Raw genomic sequence first — 26,237 nt, 5'->3', positions numbered from 1 at the left:
TTTATAATAATGATTGTAAGCGGAGAAAACGTTTGCTGTATTGTGATATGCGACATAAAAAAACATAAATGAAAAGAATCAACGAGGTGCAAAAATGACAACATATCAATTTCCAGAAAAATTTTGGTGGGGTTCTGCAGCAAGTGGACCACAAACAGAAGGACGGATACCTGGCGATCATAAAGGAGACAATATTTTCGATTATTGGTTTTCCAAAGAGCCAGAAAAATTCTTTGATCAAGTCGGTCCGGAAAAAGCGTCGCAAGTCTATACCAAATATAAAGAAGACGTCCAGTTGATGAAACAAACCGGACATAATTCATTTCGGACATCTATTCAATGGAGTCGCTTGATTCCAGATGAAACAGGTGCAGTCAATCCCCAAGCAGTCGCATTTTACAATAGCTATTTTGATGAACTGATTGCACATGGTATTGAGCCATTTGTTAACTTGTATCATTTCGATATGCCGATGTACCTTCAAGAAAAAGGTGGTTGGTTCGCTCGTGAAACTGTCGAAGCTTATGAAACGTATGCCAAAACTTGTTTTGAATTATTTGGAACGAAGGTAAAAAAATGGTTCACGCATAATGAACCCATCGTTCCTGTTGAAGCTGGTTATTTATATCGTTGGCATTATCCTGAAGAGTCGGATATGAAAAAAGCAGTTCAAGTTGGCTATCACGAGGCACTATCTTCTGCTTTAGCTATCAAAGCTTATCATGAAACAAAACAAGACGGTAAAATCGGGATCATCTTAAATTTAACACCTAGCTATCCAAGAAATGAGAACGATCCTGCCGATGTGAAAGCTGCGCAAATCGCCGATGCCTTTTTCAATCGCTCATTTTTAGATCCCGCTGTTAAAGGAGAATTTCCACAAGAATTGATCGAGATCGTAACCGAGCTAGAGATTCTTCCGGACATGCAAGAAGAAGATCTAGCAATCATCAAAAATAATACGGTAGATCTTTTAGGAATCAATTATTACCAACCACGTCGTGTCAAAGCCAAAGAAACAGCAGTCGATACAACAAACGGCCCAATGCCCGAAGATTACTTTGATAACTATGAAATGCCGGGACGTAAAATGAATCCTTATCGCGGGTGGGAGATTTATGAAAAAGGTATTTACGATATTTTGATCAATGTTCGAGACAACTACGGCAACATCGACTGTTTTATCTCAGAAAACGGTATGGGTGTTGAAAATGAAGCCCGCTTTATTGAAGCTGACGGAATGATCCATGATGATTATCGCATCGAATTTGTCCAAGAACACTTAAAATATGTGCATCAAGCAATCGAAGAAGGTGCGAACTGCTTAGGTTATCACATGTGGACGTGTATGGATAACTGGTCATGGACGAATGCGTATAAAAATCGCTATGGCTTTATTTCAGTCGATCTAGCTGATGGCAAACGGACGATCAAAAAATCTGGCTACTGGTTCAAAGAAGTAGCTGATACAAATAGTTTTTCTCTTTGATTAGAAATTTGTTCTTTTTTGAAATTTTTTAATTTTAAAAATGATCCCGAGATTCACGATGATCTCGGGATTTTCACTTTTATAAAACATTAATATGTGTTATTTTTTATCTTTTTCTTTAATTTCTTCGCTTAACGTTTCATTTTTTGTATATAATAGATTAGGTAAATTTGAATGGGAGTGGAAGAAGGTATGCGAAAAAAAAGGCCTTTTCTTCTCTTTTGGTTAATTGGCTTTTTTATAATACTTATGTTATCCGCAGTATTTTCTGGTAAAATGACCGCTGATCTTGCGCACAAAGAACCAGAAACAACCATTGCAAATAAAGCTTCAGTAGATGAATTCAAAAAAGAATTTTCAACCTATTGGTGGGCGGACTACGAAGTTGTAGCGAACTATGAAAAGGGAGAATTAGAGATTTATCTGCCAAAAGACAAGGAAAAAAATCAATTCATCAATGTGAATGATGTATTAAGTGCCATTTCAATCAGGCAAGTCCAACACGGAGACAAGCACTTGAGTGTGCTGCTTTTGACCGAAGATAAACAGAAAGTCGCACGGTTAAAAAATGGAAAGGTATCTTCTAGTTATTCTGAAAAAGTAGACCCAGAAATGGTCAATCAACGCTTGACTGAATGGCGGAAGACGACAGAAGAAATCCAAGAAATAACTGAAACCACCACCTCTTCCTCTGAAGAGACGTCCAATACGACTAATTCTAGTGTAGTAACTGGACCGTAACAGCAACAAGCGCATAAACAAGTGAAAAAAGTTCAAATTTTCGAACATAAAAATATTGAGATCAGCTAGTTGAAGAGTTGGCGCAAGAAATGTTCAGCTCTGATCAATAAGGCGGAATCTAGGCAAATTAAAGCAATTTGCCTAGATTCCGCCTTGTTTTTGAAGCATTTACTTTCCGGAAAGCAGAAAAGCATCTGTAGAACACCAGTTATTAATTTATAAAAAAGAGTAAAAAATCAGACTTTTTTAGCAAAAACGAAATGTTTAGGAGCAAAATAGACAGGAACAATAATTTAGAGAGAAGTGGTGACTTTGACACAACTAAAAAAAATTGGCCAACATCAAGTACTCATCGTTTTGATTGCTGGCTTTTTCTTTTGGATGAAAACGATTTTTGCTTACTACACTGATTTTTCTTTAGGCGTAGAAGGAAGCATCCAAACGTTTATTTTATGGATCAATCCAATAGCAACAACACTATTATTTTTTGGTATTTCCTTGTATTTTAAGAAAGTCAGAACAAGTTTGATCGTTTTATTTATCATCGATTTTTTAAACACATTATTGCTATATTTGAATATTATTTTCTATCGTGAGTTCACCGACTTTATTACTGTTAAATCAGCACTAGGTTTCTCCAAGGTTTCCCAAGGATTGTCTGGTAGCTCTTTTTCTCTGATGAAGCCACATGATATTTTATATTGGATCGATATCGCTGTCTTTGCTTTTTTGCTGATTCGCGTATTTATAAAAAAAATACCATTGAAGGCACCCCCTGTGCGTAAGCCAGTGGCGGTTGCGGTGACTTGTTTGTCTGCTTTGATCTTCTCTGGGAATCTGGCAATGAGTGAAGCGAATCGCCCTCAATTATTGCAACGGACATTCGATCGTTCTTATATTGTCAAATATCTTGGACTTGATGCCTATACGATCTATGATGGGATAAAAACAGGGATCACTAGTAGTGTCAGAGCGCACGCAAGCAGCAATGGCTTAGATGAAGTTCTCGATTACACCAAATCTCACTACGCTGCTCCTGATCCAGAGATGTTTGGACTTGCAAAAGGAAGAAATGTGATCGTATTGCATTTGGAAAGTTTTCAACAATTTTTGATCAATATGAAAGTAGATGGACAAGAAGTCACTCCTTTTTTAAATAGTCTCTTTACCGACCAAGGAACAATCAGTTTTGATAACTTTTTCCATGAAGTTGGCCAAGGGAAAACTAGTGATGCTGAAAACATGTTGGAAACTGGAACGTTTGGGTTGCCTCAAGGTTCGTTGTTTACAGAATTAGGTTCAGATAATGTGTTCCAAGCTGCTCCAGCCATCTTGGATCAGACACAAGGCTATACCAGTGCGGTTTTTCATGGGAATGTCGGTAGTTTCTGGAATCGTGATCATGTATACAAAAATCTAGGGTATGATAATTTCTTTGATCGCTCATATTTCGATGATTCAGATGAGATGCTTGGCTATGGTATTTTAGATAAAAATCTATTTCGAGAATCCGCAAACTATCTCGAACATTTGCAACAACCATTTTATGCGAAGTTTCTTTCTGTCACGAATCACACCCCTTATTATACAGATGACAAAAACTTTGATTTTCCTTCGTTGAATACAGGAAATAGTACCGTTGATAATTATGTGCGAACGGCTCATTATTTGGATCAGTCTCTCAAACAGTTCTTTACTTATTTGAAAGCTTCTGGGATTTATGACCATTCGATGTTCGTGATTTACGGGGATCATTTTGGTATCTCGAATACGGACAATAAAGACCTTGCTTCAGCACTAGGAAAAGATCCAGAAACATGGGGCGATTTTGATAATGCGCAGATGCAAAGAGTACCGCTGATGTTCCATATTCCAGGTTATACAAAAGGAACAGTCAAACATGAGTATGGTGGTGAAATCGATGTTTTACCAACTTTACTCCATTTATTAGGAATCGAGGATAAAAATTATATCCATTTTGGTACAGATTTACTTTCACCTCAACATGATCAAGTCGTGGCATTTAGAAATGGAAATTTTGTCGCGCCGGATTACACCGTACTAGGTGGAAAAATCTATGATACGAAAACAGGGGCATTACTTGAAGAAAACCAAGCAGCGGAACAAAAAGTCGCACAAGAACAAAATCAGGTAAAAACAGCTTTGAGTCTTTCTGATAAACTCAATCAAGAAAATCTCTTGCGATTCTATGTGCCAAATGGATTTACGACGATCGATCCTGCAAAGTATGACTATAAGAATCAAGTGCAACGGAATCAACAAATTGAAAAAGAAAAAGGTGCAGCCTCAACAAGTGTCTATTCTAAAAACCATGATCAAACGACAACCAATCTATACCCCGCAGAGGATGGATTGGCGGACAAACCATAGACATGGCTAGATGTCGGTGAAGGAGCAAGCTAGCTAAACGCTTCTTTCACAACCTATGATAAACGGTGTTCAGGTCAAAGCGCTTCTTTCACAACCTTACTAAACTTCTAAAAAGTTGTAATTTTCACTTTTTAGAAGTTTTTTTATTGTTCTTCAAATATTTTTTTTATTTATGCGTACTTAATTAGTGAATGCAATAAATATTTCGATAGTTAGTTCTCTTTTTCGGTTGTTGTTCTGACGAAGAGGATCTTATTGGAAAATGCACACACTAAAGGAGGCATATTATGCACGATGGAGAATTGATCAAAAAATTACGGGTAAGTCGCAAGTTGACACAGTCACAATTGGCAGAGGGAATCTGTTCAAAAACTTCGCTTGTGGGGATCGAGAATCGTACGATCAAAAAAATTTCTTTTTTAACACTGATGGCATTCCTTGATCGATTGAATATCACACTTACTGAATACGAATCGCTACGAAATCAAGTGGAAGAACCACGGAAAACGAGAAAAACACGCAATCTATTGAATAAAGTACAGGAGGAAGATTTTGATCCCTACAAAGAAATTGCCGACAATCGCAAGCAATTTAAGCGAACGGCTGATCTTTACTATCTTGTATTGAATATACATATGTATTGGAAATCAAGTGTGAAGCCAGATATCCAATTGGAATTTTTGGGATATGAGATACGAATGATCGAAGATTACTTTATGAAAATGAAAGAATTTGGTCGATATGAACTAGACTTATTAGCAGAGTTTCCCTTTATTTTCAGTGATTCCTTTATCGAAAACAATTATTTGAAAATTAAAAAAAGAATGCGTAAAGCAATGAAGTCAGGTTATGATCAGTGTTTGTTTCTTTTTTTGAAGAATTTGACTGTCTATTATATCGACAAAAAAAGATATAAAAAAGCACGAAGTATCAATGAAGATATGTATCGTTGTCTAGGTTTGAAATCAAAGACAGCAGTCATTTACGAGAGTTTGATGTCCGATTATTATCGTCGATTGATCGCTACAGCTTTAGGGGAACCCATCAAAAAAGAGGAATTTGAGTCATTATTTGCAGTGATCGAGTATACCTTAGGCAAAGAAGAGCGAGATGAATTAGAAGAAAAACTATGGTCTATCCAAGCACAACGCTAGAGATTTGGTGAGAGCGGCTATTTAGTGGGTATTTGACTTAATACAAAAGGAAAACCAGTCCCTCTAGTATTGAGTCAATACTCTCACTAAACGTGTGACGTATGACCCCTATCAGAAGGACTGGCATATCAATATTTTGATCAAAAAAATGATGCACTTAAAAAGTCAGTGATCAAAAAATTCAATTTTTCGCATCTTCTACTTTCTTTGTATCGAATGGCGGAAAGAAACGTGTGATCTCAGTATTGGCTGCATCTCGTGAATCCGAAGCGTGAATGATATTTTCTGTTCCAGGTAAGGCAAAGTCGCCTCTGATCGTCCCAGGAACAGCATCGGCTGCTTTTGTTGCACCGACCATTTTGCGTACGAGATCGATCACATCTTCACCTGTTAATACCAGATAGACGACTGGACCAGAAGTCATATAGTCGATCAAGTCATCGAAAAAGCTTCGATTAGATAGATGTTGATAGTGTTCTTTTGCTAGTTTTTCAGTCATCGTCGCGAATTTCATTTCAGCGATTGCGAATCCTTTTTCTTCAAAACGCTGGATGATTCGGCCAATCAAATGACGTCTTACCCCATCAGGTTTGATAATAACAAGCGTACGTTCCATATCCTTCACTCCGATCTGTTGTGATAAGCTCATTATACCTAGAGAAAGAAAACATGACAAACGAATCCCTTATAGTTTCAATTTTTTTGAAAATGTGTTTGACATTCCAGCCAATAGTTGTTACATTAGGTGAGGAAAAACTGAATAAGATTTGTTAGGTGAGGCTCCTATACAAACATAGGCTACTGCCCAAAAATGTCGAGAGACGCCAATGGGTAGAACAGGAATTGTCGAGATAAGGCTTTTCATAAGGTAGCTAAAAGCTCTTTTGCTTTTTACGTTGTATAGTGCCAAAACTCAACGAGTAGATCATCCATGCTTTTTTTTGTGCACTTTTTTGACCTTTCGCTGAGTTTTGGCGAAAGGTTTTTTGTTTCTCACCAATCTGTTTTTTCAAATAAAAAGGTGTTAGAGGGTGATCAAGTTGGGAAGTTGAAGTATCCATTAGTAGGCCAAGGAAGTAATTTAAGTAAACGAAAGGAGATGAGAACAAATGGATGAAAGTCCGGTGTACAAGGAGACAAAGGGTTGGTATGTTGAGACTATTATCTATCTGTTCTCAGCGCCTTTAAAACACTCTGTCTCCGTTGATTAGATAAACGATCAAGCGCACAGCGATATAGTATGTGCTTGATAAGATCAAAGGAGGAACACGAGATGGAAAAAAAGAAAGAAACAAGAAAAGTCTACGCTGGTTTTGCTAGTAAAAATAAGCAACAGTTATTTGACTTATTTCAAACAACACAAAAAGGCTTGTCTTCAGAACAAGTTGAAAATTTAAGAGAAACTTATGGAAATAACAGTATTTCATATGGAAAGAAAACGCCGTTTATTGTAGAAGTGATCAAGGCGTTTATCACCCCTTTCACATTAGTATTGATTGCTTTAGGAATTATTTCTTTTATCACCGAGTATCTATTAGCTGCTCCAGCAGATAAAGATTTGTTCGGTGTAATCATTATTTTTGCCATGGTGTTAGTCAGTGGCACGATGACCTTGATCCAATCCGTACGTTCGAACCAAGCTGCTGAAAAGTTGAAATCATTGGTGAAAGTAACAGCTGCCGTAAAACGAGATGGTGAATACAAAGAAATTCCTATGGAGGAAATTGTTTGTGGCGATCAAGTTCGTTTGTCAGCCGGAGATATGATCCCAGCAGACATGCGGTTGCTTTCTGCTAAAGATTTATTTATCTCACAAGCGGCATTAACGGGTGAAAGCTATCCCGTTGAGAAGCATGCGACTGTGTGCTCTGGAAGAACACAAAGCGAAACGAGTTATGAAAATATTGCATTCATGGGAAGTAATGTGATCAGTGGTAGTGCAGAAGGTATCATCATCTCTGTCGGGAACGACACGATGTTTGGACATGTGGCACAAAACTTGTCGCAAAAACCGATAAAAACAAGCTTTGAATTAGGCATCCAAAAAACCTCAATGTTGTTGATCAAATTCATGGCATTGATGGCACCAACTGTGATCGTGATCAATGGATTTACAAAAGGAGACTGGTTAGAAGCATTCTTGTTTGGCTTATCAGTCGCTGTTGGGTTAACACCAGAAATGCTACCGATGATCGTTACGACAAATCTGGTCAAAGGTGCTAGTGCCATGGCGAAAAAAGGAACAGTCATCAAAAATCTGAATGCCATCCAAAATTTTGGTGCGATCGATGTCCTTTGTACAGATAAAACAGGTACATTGACTCAAGATAAAATTATTTTAGAATACCACATGGATTGTGAAGGAAATGAAAATGACCGAGTACTGCGCCACGCCTATTTGAATAGTTACTACCAAACTGGATTAAAGAACCTTTTAGATGTTGCCATTATCGATGAAGCAGTTGAGACGTTAGATACAGAGAAGATTCGTTATCAAAAAGTAGATGAGATCCCCTTTGATTTTGAACGTAGAAGAATGAGTGTCGTGGTGGCTGACCCAGCTGGGAAAACGCAAATGATCACAAAGGGTGCGATCGAAGAAATGTTAAGTATCTCTTCATACATCGACCTTGGTGGTGAAGTCAAACCATTGACTGCTGAACAAAGAGAAACAGTTTTGGCGAAAGTGAAGGACTTGAATGAAGATGGTTTGCGTGTGATCGGTGTCGCGCAAAAAACGAATCCAAGTGTGGTTGGAGAATTTTCAGTGAAAGATGAGTCAGAAATGGTCTTGATTGGCTATCTTGCTTTCCTTGATCCACCAAAAGAAACAACCAAACAAGCCTTGAAAGCTTTGAAAGATCATGGTGTTGCTGTAAAAGTATTGACGGGTGACAACGAGTTGGTCACACGTTCTGTTTGTCGACAAGTAGGCTTACAAATCAATGAATTGATCACTGGCGAGAAAATTGCTGAGATGTCTGATAAGGAATTAGGAAAAGTTGCTGAGGCACATGATGTCTTTGTCAAATTGAATCCGCAACAAAAAGCACGATTAACCACCGCCTTACGTAACAATGGCCACACAGTAGGTTTTTTAGGCGATGGTATCAATGATGCACCAGCAATGAAAGTGGCAGATATCGGTATTTCAGTAGATACAGCAGTAGATATTGCGAAAGAATCAGCGGATGTTATCTTGTTAGAAAAAGATTTGATGATTTTAGAAAAAGGATTATTGTCAGGTAGAGAGACTTTCGGCAATATTATGAAATACATCAAAGCAACAGCTAGTTCAAACTTTGGCAATATGTTTTCTGTCTTGGTAGCTAGTACATTCCTTCCATTTTTACCTATGCTACCGTTACAAATTTTATTTTTAAATTTGATTTATGATGTATCTTGTATCTCATTGCCATGGGATAGAATGGATAAAGAATATTTGCATGAACCAAAAAAATGGGAAGCATCAAGTATTGGCAAATTTATGGTGTACTTCGGACCTACGAGTTCCGTTTTTGACATCACGACCTATCTGTTGATGTACTTTGTGATTTGTCCAGCAGTGGTTGGTGGAAGTTACCATACGTTGACTGGCTCACAACAAGTTCTATTTATCGCATTGTTCCATGCTGGTTGGTTTGTTGAATCTTTATGGACCCAAACCCTAGTACTACATGCGTTACGGACACCTAAAGTGCCTTTCTTGCAAAGTAATGCCACTTTTATTATGTTTTCAATTACAACATTAGGCATTCTAGTAGGTTCGGTTCTTCCATTTACTAATTTTGGTGAAGGACTAGGTTTGTTACCATTGCCAGGTAACTATTGGATCTGGTTGATCGTGACAGTTATTGCATATTTAGGACTAGTTACATTCATGAAAAAAATCTATATCAATAAATTTGGAGAACTATTGTAAAAGAAAGTCTTTTCTGCACTTTAGTACGAGGATTTGAGCATCCTTCAGGTAAGATTTCAATAAAAAAATAAACTTCATTTAAATGGTTCGCTTATTCTATAAAATTTTAGTGAATCGCTGCATCGTTCCATCAATAGTAAAACGCTGATAGATTAGGTATTTTAAATACCTAATCTATTTTTTTTCTGCGCTACTAAAAAAGTCAAGTACGCGCGTAAGTTATATTTAAATAATTTTTCAAAAAAGAATAAATTATATTTAAATATAACGGAAACAAGCGTTATACAATATGTTTGAACGATTGTTTAAAAGCAATCTATTATTACCCGTTGTTAGCTATTGTTATGTTGGATAAAGAAAATCTATGATTCGATGAAGACTCAAAATGCTTGATTTTAAGAAACACTAGATAACGATAAACCATTGATATAGCAGTTCGATCAAACATTGAATCAAATGGATCATTTGTCTCATTTCTTGACTCGCAACGGGATAAGGGGGCGAAGAATGGATCAATTGAAGCAATCCGACGGGGAAATACTCTTGGAAAATACGATCATAAGAGTATGCTGGGAATCGTGGCTTCAATAGAAGCGGGAATGATATATTGTCGCAGTTACTCTAAGCAGATTTAAGCGAATAACTAATTATTAGTGAGTGTAGTTGGGGTTGCGGTCACGAATAGTTGTGCTATCGTTTTTAAAAAAATAGCTGTTTGTTTAGATCAGTAGCTAATATTGTTAAGACAGGTAGATAAAATTTTTGTTACAGAGGTTTGAGTAGAAAACAGTGGAGTCTAAAATTGATCCTTTGAGGTCGGAACATAAGTGTCCAAACGAAATAAGCCATCATTCATGAAAAATTGTATTTTACAAATTTTTATGAATGATGGCTTATTTATGAAAATGGTGTTTGGGAATAGGATGTATTCATTTTTGAAGAGATGACGCATGGCTATTGGCGAGAAGAAAACAATTAGAGAAAGTTGATGAAAGAAATTTAACTGTGATTTATTATGCTTGTTGAAGCAAATCACTAGCTTCATAGTAAAGCGAGCACGGTGATTCTATGAGTATAAACAAAAAAAGTAAGATTATCATGCGAAAATCGAAATAAAAAAACAACAAAAAACACTCTTGAAAATAGCCGTTGAAAAAATGGCGGGTTCTTTACTACATTATAATTCATGAAAATTTCATCCGTTTTTCATGACAGAAAATTAAATAAGAAGAAAAAGGGAAATCATGCGAATTAGCGACACGTGATTAACGTTGATATAACAGCTTTTTTCACTTTCAAGTGAATTATTAAAATCACTTGTTATTTTTTAAAGTCAAATAATATGCTCTGAAAAAAGTTAATCGTTTTTCAGTAATCAAGAAATATTTTTTAAAAATAACTGGATTTTACATTATACAATACAAAAAGAATCAAGCAAGCAATAATAATTATCAATAAGTTAATTTTGTTGTATGAAGCAGAAGGGAAGATAAAATGAAAAAAAATATTGTTATGTGTGTTGCCGCAATGCTTCTTTTTTCAGGGATAACTTCTCCATTGTCAATCGTCGTGCAGGCAGTGGATGCTGAAAATGATGCAGTCACTCTATCACCCACAACTGAAACAGAAGAGTCGATTGATCAAACCATGCAAAGTGAAGAGACAGTCACACAGACAACAGAATCAGTAAAAGAGGAGGTGAAACAGTCAGAGGCACAGACACAAGAATCGATGACTGAAGAAAAACACTTTACTTTAACTTTTATGACAGATAGCACTCATTTATTCGAATCAGGAGCGGAAGTTAAAGAACTGACAGTTAAGGAAAACGAAAAATTAGCAAGTAGTGATATCCCGATTTTTGCGGATGAGCAACCATTGAACGGTTGGGAAGTTGAAGGCAAACTCTATACAAATGAAGAAATCAGCGAATTAACAGTGACGAAGGATCTGCAACTAAAAGCAGTATTCAAACAACAGGCATTCCGTTCTTTAAAAAGTACAGATGCTTCGATCAAAGATACGATTGCTACAGCGGATAAGACGAAAGTACTTGTTGTACCAAATCCCACAGATAGCACGCAAGCTTACCAAACATATGCTGCATCAGATGCCGGAGTAAAAGCGGCATTAAATGATTTGTATCATGCGGGCAATATGCAAGATTACGCCATGTATATTGGATCAAACGTCACATTAACAGCTGCTACAGTCGCTAACAATATTCCAAGTACGGTCGATGCAACTAACGCTACGTTTGCCTCATTAAAAGATAAAGTAAATCAACTAGTGATCACTGGCCATTCAGATGATCCAATCACACAAGATTTAACGGTACCATCTGGTGCAAAAACACTTGCTTTTACAGCGAATGCTTACTTTGGTTCAACGATTACTTTACGAAATATTAGCTATACCGGCTCTTACTTCTATATGAATGGACACAGCTTGAATTTGAATGGAGGAGCAAACGGTAACGGTATTTCAATTTATGGTGGAACCAATTCAGGAGATGTCGTAGGGAATCCGGTGATCACTATCAATACGACAGGTTCTTATACATGGAATATCTTTGGTGGTAATCAAAATGGTGGCACGCTGAAAGGGAATACGAGTATCGTTATCAACAATACGAATAATGGGGGAATCAATACACTAGCAGGAGGAGCTAATATTGGTACCATTGATGGAAACGTCTCTACGATCATCAATAATGCTGGTGGACGAATCACGAATTTGTACGGTGGTGGAAATGGAACCAGTGCGACAAATACAGCAAATGTTACGGGAACTGTATCTACTACTATCGGGATTACCAATAGTGCAACAGGGTTTCAATTAAGTACCTTTTATGGTGGTGTCATCTACGGGAATATTGGTGGAAAAGTAACCAATAACATTTCAGGTTATGGTCGTTGGTACGGCGCAGGGGAACGATTCATCGGTGGGTCCTCTCGAGGAAATATCGGAACCAATCGTTCAACTGACGGAATCGAAACAAATTTGGATAGTAGTTTATACAGTGCTGGACGGGCAGAATTTGAAGGTGGCAATCGTTATACCGGTACGGTCACTGGGAATATCACAAATACGATCAAAGCAGGAACCCCATCTGCCGGTGGAATCAATGACTTCAATGGGGGCGCCGGCAATAACGTTGTTAAATTCAATAAAAGTGGGATTGGGGCATCAAATGAAACAACCTATGATGCGTATACACCACAACAAAGAGCTGATTTAGCCAAAGCTGCGGCAGAGTTCAAAGTCTTCGGTAACATCACCTCAAAATTAGTCAGTGGTTCATTCAATAATGGCGCCATTTGGACAACAGCAGCAGGTCGCGGTGGCTACATCGAAGGCAACACAACGATTGAAGTTGGGACGGCTAATGCAGATGGTTCAATCGGCGGAGCTGGCTTTGCCTATTCCGGATCAATGCCAACCGATTTAGCCTATTCGACCACGAAGAAAAATCGTGGAGAAGCTTCGGTTTGGGACGTTGTAGGTGGAGGTGGCTATCCTGCTTCAAATGATACATGGGACATCTACATTAAAGGAGATACACAAACGATATTGAATAATACCGTAGCGCGATGGACATATGGTGGTTCTTATTCGGGGGTTATTGAAGGAAATAGCTCAAACATATTGAATGGTGGAATCGCTGATACGTTAGAAGGTACGGGCTATGCAGGGACACGTGTGTATGGTAACGGACAAACCATCGTCAATGATGGTCAAGTAGACTGGTTCTTATCTGGTGGCGGATGGGATGACAAAAAAATTGTCGGAAACGTAGGAGTGACCGTTTATGAAGGAGTCATTAATGCTTCAATGGGTGCATCCTATGGCGCAAGTGCTGGACATACTGTTACTGGGAATTCAGATAATCGCATCTATGGTGGGAACTTCTCTGGTACTCCTCGAACTGGTTCTAACGGCTTTTCTGGTGGTATCACAAACTATGGGTCACTACTTGGAAATGCTAGTTTACTCATTGATTTACGAAACTATGACGGTGAATTCAAGTTACCAGGTAACACATATATCACAGGGGGGCGACCATATGGACAAAACACGAATTTGGGGACAAATACGGACAATACGATTACGCTGAATATCTTTACCAAACCAGGTGTGGATTCATTAAATGGTGCGAGCATTTATGGGGATGGTGGTAGTTATGCTACATACACCCAAAATGGTTCGATCCAGATGAATATCCAAGCGGAGGGCTCTAGTATTGGTAATCTGTATGCTACACAGTATTCCAATATCAGCAGTGGGAAAATTTTGAGGAACGTTACCGCTAATGTTCAAGGAGCTGTTAGTATCAATGGTTTATCCGGTGGTTCAGCCAGTGATAACTTTACGAATACGATTGCTAATGCCAGTACAAACAAAGTCGTGTTCAATTTTGGTGAAAATGTCGATGGTACAAACAGCTATCAAACAGATCCAATCAATCTTACTGGACTAGGCATCGTCAATTTCACCGAATTAAATGTAACAAATGGATTGAAATTAATGGCAAATGGCGGAAATATCAAAAACGGCTTATCTGCGACTGCTGCCAATCATGCAACGACCTATCATTCATTTGGAAACATCCATTTGTCAAAAAATGCTGGGATCGGCGTTTCAACTTCTAGTAACTTAATTTCTGCAGCTAAGTTGACTATAGAGGATGAAGCCACTTTAGAAACGATTCCTGGAACAGGAAAAGTCAATATTTCAGATGTCGAGTTTCCTGATCCTGCAAAAGATGAATTAGTCTGGATCAAGTCAACTACTGGAGATTCAACAACGCAAGTAGATAGTACCGGTACATGGTTCGGCGCAAATAAAGCCTATCAAGTTTTGACAATCAATCCAACGATTGCCAATGCAACAAAGCTAACACCTTTGAATTTCAGAGGAACTGAAAAAACAACTGGAAAAAGCTTCATCGGGGATAACGATGTCTCAAAATCCGGTAGTGGTTATGGTATTGCAATACCTGGTTCAGTTATCGATTATGAAGTAGAAAATCCTGGAATCGCTCAAGGCGAAGGAAGTATTTTTCATAACGTCAGTGAAGTGAAAGAAGGGAATGCGCCATTAGTCTTGAATGCATGGGGAACAGAAACCGCAGGTACAAAAGTTCAAAAAGGACGCTTGGTGATTCCATCAGGAAAGGGTATCACGCCAAAATTGAGCTTTGCGCCAGAAACACACATAACTGGTTCATGGTTGTACCAAGCAGAAATCAACAGTTCAAAAATTGGCGACACACCTACAACGATTGCTGAACAAAAAGATTCATCAACGATCGATTGGCAATCGCCAGATAGCGAATACAGTTATGAGGTCAAAGTGAAGTATTCGAATGCTGCTGAGCTTTCTGCTAGAAATGTGATCATTTCTGAAAAAGAAGCACAAGATTTAGTCGATCAACAATCAGTTTTATCATTGATGGAGGCAGAGGGACGTCCATTCTTTACGGATTCGATCACCGCTGATGTAATGGACGAAATCAAGCAACCGCTAGCAGCAGATGAAGTTTCCAGAAAACATGTCATTGATTATAAAGTCGGTACGACGGGGAATGAAAAGGAACAACAAGCAAACTTGATCGTTGTAAAAAATGAAGCAACGATTTCGACGGATCGTAGTTTTGCAGTCTATGCAAAAGATGTTCGGATGAGTTTATCTGATGCCAATGCGTTGACGTCTCAACAAGAGTTGAATCAACGAACACTGGCACAAGTGATCTTAGCCGATGGCAGTGCGAATCAAGTACCAACGTTGACAGACACAACGTTTTCAGCAATCAAGGATACGACAGAAGCGGAAGTTTTAAAAAATGTTTCAACGACGTATAGCTATCGACTAAATGGAATAACGACAGAAAAAATAGTCAATGTAGCGATTACAGGGACTTTAGAACTTAAAGAAGTCCCAAACACGATGAATTTCGAGACACAAAAAGTTAAGACAACAACTCAAACGTACTGGCCACGGATCGAAGGTGGTTTGATCGTGAAAGATACAAGAGGTTCTGAACGGGACAATTGGCAATTGACAGTTACTGAAAAGCAACCTTTGACTTCTGGGACAACCCAACTTTCTAATGCACTTTCATTTACAGACGGTACAACGAACACAGTACTCGGTCCAAATGCAGTAATCGTGGAAGAAAAGACACTAACGACAAATGGGGAATATCTTGTCAATCAAGAGTGGGGACAAGCGAACAACAAAGGAATCAAGTTAACTGTTCCTCCGGAAAAACAAAAAATCGGAAGTTATCAAGGAACGTTATCATGGTCATTGGTTGCAGCACCCGGTAACCCATAGAAAAACACGACGATAGAGAATAGGTGAGAAAGATGAAGAAAAAAAGGTGGAAGATCCTTGTGTTGTTAGGATTTCTTTTTACACAAACGCCAATTGGTTTAGCAGAAGAAGAGCAGTCGTTTAAAAGTGAGGGTGTCACAGGATTTTATGGCACCTATGAATATCCTGAAGCTGGAAGTAGCAGTTCTGAAGAAGGAGTGGGCGACCCCACTTTACCCAACTCTACTCAAGACGATCAAACGCCCTCTGGAACAACTGTGGATCAGCAAGAGGCGATACAAGGGGATAGTAAACAGTTACCAAAAACTGGAGAATACAGGAGTAAACAATTTACGATCATTGGAAGTTTCCTTCTTTTGATCGTGTTGATAATAATTGGTATAAAAAGGAGAAGAAGAGAAAAATGAAAAAGACAACATTGTTAACAGCTGGAATTATTTTATTTAGTACATTAGTAGGAACAAGCACAGTATTTGCTGCGGATGAAACTGCAAGCTATGAGACAAATGGTGTGATCGCATTTGAAGCAGATACCGATCCAACAGATCCGGTTGACCCAACTGATCCCACAAGTCCGGTAGTACCAGTAGATCCAACTGATCCAAATGGGCCCAATCCAGGCACGAACGGACCATTATCAATTGATTTTGCTTCAAGTTTCCAATTTGGTAAACAAAAAATCACTACTGTTACTAAAGATTACTATGCGCAAGTCCAAACATTCACAAATGGTACAGACGGACCTAACTATGTACAAGTAACAGACAAACGTGGAACACAAGAAGGTTGGAGCTTATCTGTCAAGCAAGATACGCAATTCCAAACTGCCGCAGCAGAAGAGTTATCAGGTGCAGTACTATCCTTAAGTAACGGTGCAAGTGCATCGATCATGGATGATCAATACAAACCAGATCTAGTGACACAAAATACATTGACTCCTGGAAATGAATCAGTCTTGATGACTGCTGATGCAGGTAAAGGGATGGGAACGTGGATCTACAAATTTGGTACAGATGCAACAGAAGGCGCAACTGCTGTAAAACTTAACGTGCCAGGTAAAACGGTCAAATTAGCGAAAGAGTATAGCACCACATTGACATGGAGCCTAAAATCTACTCCAGCGCCATAAAAGAAAGATGTGAAAAAGGAATCACTTTGGGGGATCGTATGAAAAAAACAGTAAGTGGTTTAATGATCATTAGTCTTTTGACAGGAGTAACGGGTACCGTCCAAGCCGTCGATCAAGCCAAGTATACAAGTAATGGTACGGTCAATTTTATACCTGATACGGAACCAACCGATCCAGTCAATCCAATTGACCCTGATCCAGATAAACCGGTTCATCCAACTAATCCAGATGGAACGGCCCCAGAACCAGGAACAAAAGGGCCACTATCAATCGACTTTGCTTCAAGTTTTGATTTCGGCATGAATAAGATATCGAATAAAACAGAAACCTATTATGCTAAAGCACAGACTTATGTAAATGACGATGGCACATTTTCGGATCTAGTTACGCCAGATTATGTCCAAGTATCTGATCACCGAGGCAATAATGTTGGTTGGACATTGAAAGTATGTCAAAACGGTCAATTTAAGAACGATGACACATTAAACAAAACGTTGACTGGCGCGGTAATAAAATTGCAAGATCCGGTAGTCAAATCAAATGCAGAAGGTGTGGCTGCACCGACTGCGACCACTGAAATCAGCTTAGATCCAAACGGTGCAGAATCGATTGTTCTAAGTGCTGGACAAGATGCAGGTTCTGGCACATGGATCGAAGCATGGGGTGACAAAGTGGAGACAATCACAATGAAAGACCAAAAAAATAAAGACGTATCCTCAGTGGTTACGAAAAGTGTTTCATTGACCATCCCAGGTAAAACACCGAAAGATGCAGTTACGTATTCAACAATATTAACTTGGAATCTATCCGATACACCAGGAAATTAAGAATGGAGAAAATAAAAATGAAAAAATCACAAATGATCTTATTATCAACAATGTTATTAGGCGGAGTATTCAGCACAGTTAGCGTAGCGGCAGCTGATGGTGGGGAATATACTTCAAACGGTGTGATCAATTATGTGCCGAATACAGAGACGACTGATCCAGTTGATCCACTTGATCCAGAACAACCAGTAACGCCAGTTGATCCAACAAATCCTGATGGTAAGCCAAATCCAGGTACAAATGGTCCATTATCGATCGACTTTGCTTCAAGTCTTGTCTTCGGTGAACAAAAAATCACGTCAAAAACGCAAACATACTATGCTGCAGCACAAAAATATAAAGATGCAAGTGATGTTGAAAAAGAAGGACCAAACTTTGTTCAAGTATCTGACAACCGCGGAACTGAAACAGGTTGGACATTGAAAGTAAAACAAAATGCACAATTCAAAACAGCGGAAGACCAAGAATTGACAGGTGCAAAAATCACATTATCAAATGGTAATGTCGTGACTGGTTCACAATCAGCAAAACCAACAGGCGTTGCAACTTTCAGCTTAGATCCAAGTGGTAGTGAATCATTAGTGATGAGTGCGAAAAATGGTGAAGGTGCTGGAACGTATTTGATGGATTGGGGAAATTCAGTGGATACTGCGAAAAATAGTATTGCATTAGAAGTACCAGGCTCAACGACAAAATACGCAAAAGCTTACCAAACAACGTTCACTTGGACGTTAACAGATGCCCCAGGAAACTAATATAAAACAATCTGGTCAAGGCAAGAGTGAAAGCACTTTTTGTCTTGACCACAAAAAAATTGGTGCAACGCAGTGATATTAGTTACCTTTGAAGGGATAGAACGCTTCTGTCATAGCTCGCCAACATCTAATTTATCAGGGAGTTAAAAATATTATGAAAAAAAGATTTATCCTTATTGTCAGCCTCATGGTTGCCATGCTAAGTATGGTTCCAGTCCAATCAACTTTTGCATCAGAATTTAATTTTGCGGTTACCCCAGTGATTCCCGAAAATCAAATCGATAAACAAAAAACATATTTCGATTTATTGATGGAACCGGACAAACAGCAAACAATCGAAGTCCAATTACGCAATGACACAGACAACGACATCACGATCGAAACCACGATCAACAGTGCAACAACTAATTTGAATGGTGTGGTGGAGTATGGTGAAAATAAAATTGAACCCGATAATAGTTTGGTTTACAATTTAAAAGATTATGCGAAAGCAGAGCCAGAAGTGACGTTACCAAAACATGCGGAAGTGACAGTGCCAATCACAGTCACTATGCCAGCAGAAAAATTTGATGGCGTCATGGCAGGTGGGATCACTTTTAAAGAAAAAACGGATGACACCCAGGACTCTTCTTCAGAAGATAAAGGCTTAGCCATCAAAAATGAGTACTCTTACGTAGTTGCATTATTGATCCGTCAAAATATGACAACTATCAAGCCTGATCTCAAAGCAACGAAAGTGGAACCGGCACAAGTCAACGCGAGAAATGTGATCAATGTACATTTGCAAAATCCTCAAGCAGTTTACTTGAATCAATTGAACGTAGCAACAACGATCACGAAAAAAGGATCAGCTGAAGTGCTCTACGACAGCCAAACGGAAAGTATGCAAATGGCCCCTAATTCTCACTTTGCTTACCCCATTTCTTTGAACGGTGAAAAGTTGGAAGCAGGGAAGTATACGATGAAGATGACTGCTTACGGTGAAAAAGCTGCAGATGGGGAATACAAAGTTAAAACTTCTAGTGGCTCTGAAGAAATCTATAAATATAAATGGGAATTTGAAAAAGACTTTGAAATCAAAGGTGAAGTTGCTAGGGAATTAAACGAAAAAGATGTGACGATTGAACAAGACAATACGTGGATGTATCTATTATTCGGTATCCTATTATTATTGATTCTTTTATTTCTATTTATTTTTTGGAAAAGAAAAAAACAAAAAGATGAAGACGAATCTGAAAATAAATAATATCAATCCCTGATAAAACAACGTCTGACTGATCAAATAAATAAGATCAGTCAGACAATTTTTGCTTGGAAACGTAGGGTTTCACTTACTTAAAATGTCTAATCAAAAAAGGGGGAGAAAAGTGAAAAGACAAAAAATCGCTATATTAGGAACACTTCTGTTCGCTGCAGTCTATTTTGAATCCTCCATCTATATATATGCAGAAACGATCATTTATGATCCGTTGAATCCAACAGAAGAAATCCAAATTCAACCAGTTACTCCCCAACGTCCAGTAACGGATGAGAAAGAAGCAGAGGTTGGACACACCGAACAATCACAAGATACTGCAATCATAAATAACAAAAAGCAGGAAGTTGAAGAACAAGCACAAGCCAAATTACCTTATCAAGATTCTTCAATGCCTAAAAAAAAGCAACCAAGCAAACCCAAATCATTGGATAATCAGGGCGATATTATTAGCCAGATTGCTAGTACATCACGTAAAATAACCTTAGATGATCAATTTTTTTCTGATGATCACTCTCATAGCCAAGTGATGTTGCCACAGTCGAGTGGTTCTGGTTCTGCTAGTTCAGATAATAGTCAGATGGCAGCAATGAGCTACTTATTTTCAGGTACGATACTCTATGGAGAAAAACCAGAAGGTAGAGGAAATCAAAATGTTCAAACTATTTTTAGATAAGCCAGCGCAACGAAAGTTAGAGTTGCTACGTTATTTGGAAGCAAAGCCACTTTTAATTGAAAATCATGAAAAAGTGGTGGAAGAATTGGATATCTCTTATTTTTTGCTGAATAAGTCAATGGAAGAATTGTCACATGATTTTGTGGACTATGGGCTAACGGATGAATTTCAACTGTTTTTCGAAGGAAATAACGTCCGACTGATTGAGAGTGGTCGAGGGAATTCGACGATTTTAGGTGAAATGTATGTCCGCCATTCCTTTGGTTTTTTAATGTTACAAGAAATATTTTTTGAAACGTTCGAATCTGTCAATGATTATGCGATCAAAAATTATATCAGTCATCCCCTCGTTTACCAAAAGCTGAAAGACATGCGTACGAGATTAGCAGATAAAGAACTGACAGTCACAAAAAAATTCTTACTAAGTGGGGAAGAAGGCTCTGTACGTGGATTGGTGACGTTTTATTTCACCAAATTATACGGACGGGCTTATTCGGTTTATCCAACAGAAATCACAGAGCAAGTAGAAGAATTGATTCGATTCCTTGAACCGAAATTCGCTGCTTCATTTACAGGTTTTAGTGAAACAAAACTCCAACATTTTCTTTCAGTCAGCTTGATTCGAATAAAGCAAGGTTGGCGAATGTCCGAGAATAAAAAAAGTCAATTGACATTCAATAAAAAAATGTTACAAACAAATGATTTCTTTCGAAGCATATTTTCCTGGCTTGAAAAAGAGGCAAAAATCGATACGGAAAAAGAGCTATATAACGAAGCGCAACAGATCTTTGCTTATCTTGTTGTCGAAGGAGCAATCAATGAGCCGGAACTTATTGAGGAAGTGACGCTAAAGGAAGTAATCGCGTTGAATGACTTGTTTCTTGAAGAACTTGGGCAAGCATTCATTCTCTCAGAGAATCAGCTAAAAGAAATCAGGAGACAGCTGACAGTCTTGCATTTGAAGATCAAATATTTCAAAGAAGAAAATATTGATGACAATAACAACCTGGATGTCACTTATTTTTATGAAATGTATCCGGAATACTTTTTGTTTTGCAGAGATTACATCCAAAAACAAAAAAAGAACAAGCAAATTTGGCTCGCAAAAGAATTTTTATTTTTTCATTATGTGCTAGTGATGATGGATATATTACCCATCGATCAGCAATTGAAACCGCTCCGTATTTGTATTGATTTTTCCTTTGGACCACAATTTAATGCGTTGATCAAAAATAATATCCAGAAAATCTCAGACTTGAATATCATCTACCAAACGAAGGCAGATGATGAAACAGATCTACTCTTGACAGATAAGGAAATCTGTTCTTTTGGAGACTTGTTCCAAATCATTTGGTTAGTTCCTCCAAGGGCGGTCGATTGGGCTAATTTTACGAATCAATTATTAAAGATTCGTAGAAATAAAATAACTAAAATGAATCCAAATAATTGAGTGCGGAGGGTGAGTGTAATTATCACTCATAACAAAAATGCTTGAGATCCCATTGGTTTGAATGAAAAAACATGATACACTACAGATATTGTTTTTTTGAAAGGATCAGTGGATATGAAGGGTGCAATATTTGATTTAGATGGACTATTAGTTGATACAGAAAGAACTTATCGTGACGGTTGGCTATGGGGATTCAAGCAATTTGATATCGAAATACCTCAAGAAATCGTTGATACATGGGGTGGGAAAAATTGGAAACAAAGCTATGATTTGTTGATCAAAATGGCGGGAACAGCGGAGATGGTACAAAAGGTTCGTGAAAAACGCGAAGAATATTTTTACCAACAACTGCATAGTGGCGCTATCCAATTGAAACCTCATGCCAAAGAAGTGTTGAAAGAATTGAACGACCAAAAACTCATTGTTGGTCTAGCAACGACGACGGTCACAAAACGAGCAACCAATATCTTGGATCAGTTTTCTTTGAAGCCTTATTTCCATACATATACTTTTGGGGATGAAGTGTCTGAGAATAAACCTTCACCAATTCCTTATCTAACTGCGCTAGAGCGGTCGGGATTGACAGCGCCAGAAGCCTTTGCAGTAGAAGATTCATTGGTTGGTGCGACCTCCGCATCACGAGCAGGAATGGGTGTTGTTTTGATTCCAGATTCAAGCTTTGATCGGGCTTATACCGAAAGAGAAAAAGCAGATTTATCGATCTTAGCAGAAGGTACCGATCTTTTGATCGTGTTGGAGATGTTAGAAAAAGAAAAAGGAAAAAAATAAACGACTGGAAATCCAGTGCCACCAACGATTTTTTTATTGATCAATCGACTGAGTGCTTATTTTTTTAAATTTCTTGCTTGACTTTTTGTTTTCAGTTAGATAAAGTGTTCTCAACAACAAAATATGGATTCGTTGATAAGGAAAGTAAACTTGAAAACTTCAAAGAGAGGCTCTGGTTGGTGGAAAGAGTCAAGTAAGAAAAGTTGAAAAATGGCCTTGGAGGATAACTTGTCGATAAGTAGGCAAGTTCGGAAATGTCTGACCGTTAAAACGGACAACCAATCTCTCGTCAAGAGATGTTGGATTGAGGGAAGGAAACTTCCGAATAAAGGTGGTACCACGATACGTCGTCCTTTTATCAGTAGATTTATGCTGATAAAAGGATTTTTTTTATATTTTTTGCGTTGAAATAGTAAGTACAAATACATAAACCTTTAACAGAGAGCTTCGGTAGCTGAGAAGAAGCAAGGCGGCATATTTGGAAAATGGCTATTGAGCAATTCACCCCGAGCAAAATTGTGAGATGGTGACGGTCGCAACCGTTAGCTTGCTAGAGTATGTTTGTACTCGAAGAGGAGTTACATGTAAGTGTAATTTGAACATGAGGTGGTAACACGCAAAAAGGCGTCCTCAAGAAAGTGATGAGTCATTTTCTTGAGGATGCCTTTTTTTATCGTCAAACCGAAGGAGGAGTAAAAATGATTGAATTACAAGCAATAAATGTTTCTTTCCAACAAAAAGAAAAGACGATCCAGGCAGTGAAACAGGTGGATCTTTCGATTGCTAAAGGGGATGTTTACGGTATCGTAGGTTATTCAGGTGCTGGGAAAAGTACGCTGGTTCGTGTCATGAACCTGTTACAAAAACCAACAAGTGGCAAAGTCATCATCAATGGAACAGACTTAGGGAAACTATCCCCGAAAGAATTACGGAAAGAACGAAAATCGATTGGGATGATTTTTCAACATTTTCACCTAATGGAAAGTCGCACGATTTTTGACAACGTCGATTTCTCGTTGAAATATACGAAAAAATCGAAACAGGAGCGTCGTCAAAAAGTCAATGAGCTTCTAACATTAGTCGGGTTAGAAGAAAAAGCAACTGCTTATCCAAAACAACTTTCAGGAGGACAAAAGCAAAGAGTTGCTATCGCTCGTGCATTAGCTAGTGATCCGCAAGTGTTACTTTGTGATGAAGCAACGAGTGCCTTAGATCCAAAAACGACTCATCAGATTTTAGCTTTGTTGAAAAAATTGAACCAGCAATTAGGGTTGACGATCGTTTTGATCACACACGAGATGCAAGTCGTTAAAGAAATTTGCAACAAAGTAGCCGTGATGGAAAACGGGGAAGTAATCGAACAGGGAAGTAGCGTTCAGATTTTCAGTGCACCAAAAGAAGTTTTGACGCAAGAGTTTATCCGAACAGCCACCCACGTTGACCAAGCATTAGAAACGATTCGCTCGCATCGTGCTTTTGCAGATCAGTTGACCAATAAATGGTTAGTGGAATTGAGTTATGTGGGCACACAAACAAATGAACCGTTGATCGCACAACTTTATAGCAAATACCAAGTGAGTGCGAATATTTTATACGGCAATGTAGAACTATTGCAAGAAACCCCATTAGGACGATTGATCGTTACTTTATCAGGAGAGATCCATCAACGAGAAAAAGCCTTGGCTTATCTCATTGAATCCGGTGTACAAGCAACGATTTTACAAAAAAATGGAGCAAGTAAGGAAATGAAAGTGATTCAAGGAGGACGCTGATATGACCCATTTCTTAGAAACCTATTTACCCAATGTCTATTCGATACCTGATGAATTTATTGAAGCGACGAAGCAAACGTTGTATATGTCTTTTTGGACCGCGTTGATCGGAGGTGCAATCGGTCTCGGTTTTGGGATCATATTGGTTGTGACACGGCCCCAAGGATTGCTTGAAAATCGCTTACTTTATGAAGTGCTAGACAAAGTCATCAATGTTGTCCGCTCGATTCCCTTTATCATTTTACTTTCTTTACTGGCATTGACGACTCGCTTTTTAGTTGGTACTACGATTGGTGCGAAAGCTGCTTTAGTCCCTTTGATCTTTGGCGTTGTGCCATTTTTCGCTCGACAAGTAGAAAATGCGTTGTTAGAAGTAGATCCTGGAGTGATTGAAGCGGCCGAATCAATGGGAACCAGTCCATTAGGGATCGTTTTTAGAGTCTATTTGATCGAAGGATTGCCAGGGATCATTCGTGTCTCTGCATTGACGATCATCAATGTCATTGGCTTGACTGCCATGGCAGGAGCGGTTGGCGCAGGAGGATTAGGAAACCTAGCGATCTCTCGTGGGTACAATCGTTTTCAAACAGACGTGACTATCGTCGCCACTTTGTTGATCTTGATCCTTGTTTTCTTAAGTCAATGGATCAGCAACTTATTGATCAAAAAAATATCACATTAAACTGGAGGAATCATCATGAAAAAAATCATTCGTTATACAGTACTCGCTTTTGTTGCACTTATTTGGTTGGCTGGCTGTAGCCAAGGAAATGCCGAAACAGACACAAACAAACAAACGACAGTAAAACTTGGGATCATTGGAGAGGACACTGACGTTTGGGATGATGTCAAAGCACGTTTAGCAAAAGAAGACATTGACTTAGAATATGTGAAATTTACCGACTATAATCAACCGAATGCTGCATTAGCGGATGGCTCGATCGACCTCAATGCTTTTCAGCATCAATTCTTTTTAGACAATTACAATACGGAACACGGAACGGATCTAGTCTCGATCGGAAACACAGTGAATGCACCTTTAGGAATCTATTCCAATACGATCCAATCCATTGATGATATCAAGGATGGCGCAAAAGTAGCGATTCCTAACGACGTCACAAACGGCGGACGGGCATTGCTATTGCTACAAACAGCTGGTTTGATCAAAGTCGATCCAGCGAAAGGTCAAACACCGACTACTTCAGATATTACTGAAAATACAAAGAACCTAGACATTTCTGAACTGGATGCGTCACAGACAGCTCGTGCATTGAATGACGTGGATCTTTCAGTGATCAATAGTGGTGTCGCAGTCGATGCAGGATTGAACCCAACGAGTGATGCGATCTTTTTAGAACCTGTCGATGACAGTGCCAGACCATATGTCAACATCATTGTAGCAAGAAAAGAAGATGAAAATAACGAAATCTATCAAAAGATCGTTGACACTTATCAAACGGAAGAAACAGCAAAAGTGATCGAAGAAACATCAAAAGGATCAAGCGTACCTGCTTGGGAAACATTTGGTAAAAAATAAAAAAGCAAAAT

The 26,237-nt window shown here is 38.5% G+C and carries 18 protein-coding genes, 1 riboswitch and 2 other annotated features; of the genes, 17 read left to right on the top strand and 1 reads right to left on the bottom strand.

Annotated elements, in window-relative coordinates; translation table 11 throughout:
• Positions 1-94 precede the first annotated feature (94 nt).
• The 4 genes from IGK77_RS11650 to IGK77_RS11635 all read left to right on the top strand — a co-directional run bounded on the left by IGK77_RS11650 (position 95) and on the right by IGK77_RS11635 (position 5,775).
• Complete coding sequence (locus IGK77_RS11650; RefSeq protein WP_074799873.1) at positions 95-1,489, top strand: glycoside hydrolase family 1 protein; 1,395 nt, start codon at positions 95-97, stop codon at positions 1,487-1,489.
• 192 nt (positions 1,490-1,681) lie between these two features.
• Positions 1,682-2,230 (top strand): hypothetical protein, encoded by a 549-nt coding sequence (locus IGK77_RS11645; protein ID WP_080674330.1) that lies wholly within the window; start codon positions 1,682-1,684, stop codon positions 2,228-2,230.
• Between the two features lie 312 nt (positions 2,231-2,542).
• On the top strand, positions 2,543-4,621 hold the full coding sequence (locus IGK77_RS11640; protein ID WP_074799948.1) for an LTA synthase family protein: 2,079 nt from the start codon (positions 2,543-2,545) through the stop codon (positions 4,619-4,621).
• A gap of 287 nt (positions 4,622-4,908) precedes the next feature.
• Positions 4,909-5,775 carry a helix-turn-helix domain-containing protein gene (locus IGK77_RS11635; protein WP_071867182.1) on the top strand — a complete coding sequence of 289 codons (867 nt, stop codon included), beginning with the start codon at positions 4,909-4,911 and terminating at the stop codon, positions 5,773-5,775.
• Between the two features lie 181 nt (positions 5,776-5,956).
• Here the strand turns inward: IGK77_RS11635 and ndk are convergent, their stop codons facing one another.
• Entirely contained in the window at positions 5,957-6,391 is a 435-nt protein-coding gene (ndk, locus tag IGK77_RS11630) for a nucleoside-diphosphate kinase (protein WP_074799875.1), read from the bottom strand.
• 143 nt (positions 6,392-6,534) lie between these two features.
• A riboswitch (M-box (ykoK) riboswitch) is annotated at positions 6,535-6,707 on the top strand.
• A 341-nt stretch (positions 6,708-7,048) separates the two neighbouring features.
• On the opposite strand from ndk, the gene mgtA reads away from it, so the two are divergent.
• The 13 genes from mgtA (at position 7,049) to IGK77_RS11565 (ending at position 26,226) form a co-directional block, all read left to right on the top strand.
• Positions 7,049-9,697, top strand: coding sequence for a magnesium-translocating P-type ATPase (gene mgtA, locus IGK77_RS11625; protein ID WP_071867180.1), 2,649 nt, complete (start codon positions 7,049-7,051; stop codon positions 9,695-9,697).
• Between the two features lie 1,494 nt (positions 9,698-11,191).
• Positions 11,192-16,036, top strand: a complete 4,845-nt coding sequence (locus tag IGK77_RS11620; protein ID WP_081355925.1) for a beta strand repeat-containing protein — start codon at positions 11,192-11,194, stop codon at positions 16,034-16,036.
• Positions 16,037-16,068: 32 nt separating this feature from the next.
• Entirely contained in the window at positions 16,069-16,443 is a 375-nt protein-coding gene (locus IGK77_RS11615; RefSeq protein WP_074799881.1) for an LPXTG cell wall anchor domain-containing protein, read from the top strand.
• Entirely contained in the window at positions 16,440-17,165 is a 726-nt protein-coding gene (locus tag IGK77_RS11610) for a WxL domain-containing protein (protein ID WP_071867178.1), read from the top strand. The genes IGK77_RS11615 and IGK77_RS11610 overlap by 4 nt, the downstream gene beginning before the upstream one ends.
• A gap of 38 nt (positions 17,166-17,203) precedes the next feature.
• On the top strand, positions 17,204-17,992 hold the full coding sequence (locus IGK77_RS11605; RefSeq protein WP_074799883.1) for a WxL domain-containing protein: 789 nt from the start codon (positions 17,204-17,206) through the stop codon (positions 17,990-17,992).
• 17 nt (positions 17,993-18,009) lie between these two features.
• On the top strand, positions 18,010-18,747 hold the full coding sequence (locus tag IGK77_RS11600) for a WxL domain-containing protein (RefSeq protein WP_019724077.1): 738 nt from the start codon (positions 18,010-18,012) through the stop codon (positions 18,745-18,747).
• A 154-nt stretch (positions 18,748-18,901) separates the two neighbouring features.
• Entirely contained in the window at positions 18,902-19,993 is a 1,092-nt protein-coding gene (locus IGK77_RS11595) for a DUF916 and DUF3324 domain-containing protein (protein ID WP_074799886.1), read from the top strand.
• A gap of 121 nt (positions 19,994-20,114) precedes the next feature.
• Positions 20,115-20,678, top strand: coding sequence for a hypothetical protein (locus IGK77_RS11590; RefSeq protein ID WP_074799889.1), 564 nt, complete (start codon positions 20,115-20,117; stop codon positions 20,676-20,678).
• On the top strand, positions 20,656-22,128 hold the full coding sequence (locus IGK77_RS11585; RefSeq protein ID WP_071867174.1) for a helix-turn-helix domain-containing protein: 1,473 nt from the start codon (positions 20,656-20,658) through the stop codon (positions 22,126-22,128). The genes IGK77_RS11590 and IGK77_RS11585 overlap by 23 nt, the downstream gene beginning before the upstream one ends.
• Before the next feature lie 114 nt (positions 22,129-22,242).
• Positions 22,243-22,917, top strand: a complete 675-nt coding sequence (locus tag IGK77_RS11580) for an HAD family hydrolase (RefSeq protein ID WP_074799892.1) — start codon at positions 22,243-22,245, stop codon at positions 22,915-22,917.
• Between the two features lie 123 nt (positions 22,918-23,040).
• Positions 23,041-23,275: a binding site (T-box leader), on the top strand.
• A gap of 37 nt (positions 23,276-23,312) precedes the next feature.
• Positions 23,313-23,552, top strand: a binding site (T-box leader).
• A 63-nt stretch (positions 23,553-23,615) separates the two neighbouring features.
• Positions 23,616-24,689 (top strand): methionine ABC transporter ATP-binding protein, encoded by a 1,074-nt coding sequence (locus tag IGK77_RS11575; RefSeq protein WP_074799954.1) that lies wholly within the window; start codon positions 23,616-23,618, stop codon positions 24,687-24,689.
• A 1-nt stretch (position 24,690) separates the two neighbouring features.
• Positions 24,691-25,371, top strand: a complete 681-nt coding sequence (locus IGK77_RS11570) for a methionine ABC transporter permease (RefSeq protein ID WP_071867172.1) — start codon at positions 24,691-24,693, stop codon at positions 25,369-25,371.
• Between the two features lie 15 nt (positions 25,372-25,386).
• The gene (locus IGK77_RS11565; protein WP_065096062.1) at positions 25,387-26,226 is read left to right on the top strand and encodes a MetQ/NlpA family ABC transporter substrate-binding protein; all 840 of its coding nucleotides are present in this window, start codon (positions 25,387-25,389) and stop codon (positions 26,224-26,226) included.
• The last annotated feature ends 11 nt before the right edge of the window (positions 26,227-26,237 follow it).

Origin of the sequence: Enterococcus sp. DIV0806c (assembly GCF_051710905.1) — a bacterium.
Classification (GTDB): Bacteria; Bacillota; Bacilli; order Lactobacillales; family Enterococcaceae; genus Enterococcus_B; species Enterococcus_B mundtii.
Note: the sequence above shows the minus strand (reverse complement) of the source record. Positions and strands in the feature narration are given on the sequence as shown.

Bases quoted from the DNA above. Each gene is read 5' to 3' on its own strand.
- IGK77_RS11615 (WP_074799881.1), top strand. From the start codon at position 16,069: ATGAAGAAAAAAAGGTGGAAGATCCTTGTGTTGTTAGGATTTCTTTTT.
- IGK77_RS11580 (WP_074799892.1), top strand. From the start codon at position 22,243: ATGAAGGGTGCAATATTTGATTTAGATGGACTATTAGTTGATACAGAA.
- IGK77_RS11565 (WP_065096062.1), top strand. From the start codon at position 25,387: ATGAAAAAAATCATTCGTTATACAGTACTCGCTTTTGTTGCACTTATT.
- IGK77_RS11605 (WP_074799883.1), top strand. From the start codon at position 17,204: ATGAAAAAAACAGTAAGTGGTTTAATGATCATTAGTCTTTTGACAGGA.
- IGK77_RS11620 (WP_081355925.1), top strand. From the start codon at position 11,192: ATGAAAAAAAATATTGTTATGTGTGTTGCCGCAATGCTTCTTTTTTCA.
- IGK77_RS11585 (WP_071867174.1), top strand. From the start codon at position 20,656: ATGTTCAAACTATTTTTAGATAAGCCAGCGCAACGAAAGTTAGAGTTG.
- IGK77_RS11645 (WP_080674330.1), top strand. From the start codon at position 1,682: ATGCGAAAAAAAAGGCCTTTTCTTCTCTTTTGGTTAATTGGCTTTTTT.
- IGK77_RS11575 (WP_074799954.1), top strand. From the start codon at position 23,616: ATGATTGAATTACAAGCAATAAATGTTTCTTTCCAACAAAAAGAAAAG.
- IGK77_RS11635 (WP_071867182.1), top strand. From the start codon at position 4,909: ATGCACGATGGAGAATTGATCAAAAAATTACGGGTAAGTCGCAAGTTG.
- IGK77_RS11610 (WP_071867178.1), top strand. From the start codon at position 16,440: ATGAAAAAGACAACATTGTTAACAGCTGGAATTATTTTATTTAGTACA.
- IGK77_RS11570 (WP_071867172.1), top strand. From the start codon at position 24,691: ATGACCCATTTCTTAGAAACCTATTTACCCAATGTCTATTCGATACCT.
- IGK77_RS11595 (WP_074799886.1), top strand. From the start codon at position 18,902: ATGAAAAAAAGATTTATCCTTATTGTCAGCCTCATGGTTGCCATGCTA.
- IGK77_RS11600 (WP_019724077.1), top strand. From the start codon at position 18,010: ATGAAAAAATCACAAATGATCTTATTATCAACAATGTTATTAGGCGGA.
- IGK77_RS11650 (WP_074799873.1), top strand. From the start codon at position 95: ATGACAACATATCAATTTCCAGAAAAATTTTGGTGGGGTTCTGCAGCA.
- ndk (WP_074799875.1), bottom strand. From the start codon at position 6,391: ATGGAACGTACGCTTGTTATTATCAAACCTGATGGGGTAAGACGTCAT.
- mgtA (WP_071867180.1), top strand. From the start codon at position 7,049: ATGGAAAAAAAGAAAGAAACAAGAAAAGTCTACGCTGGTTTTGCTAGT.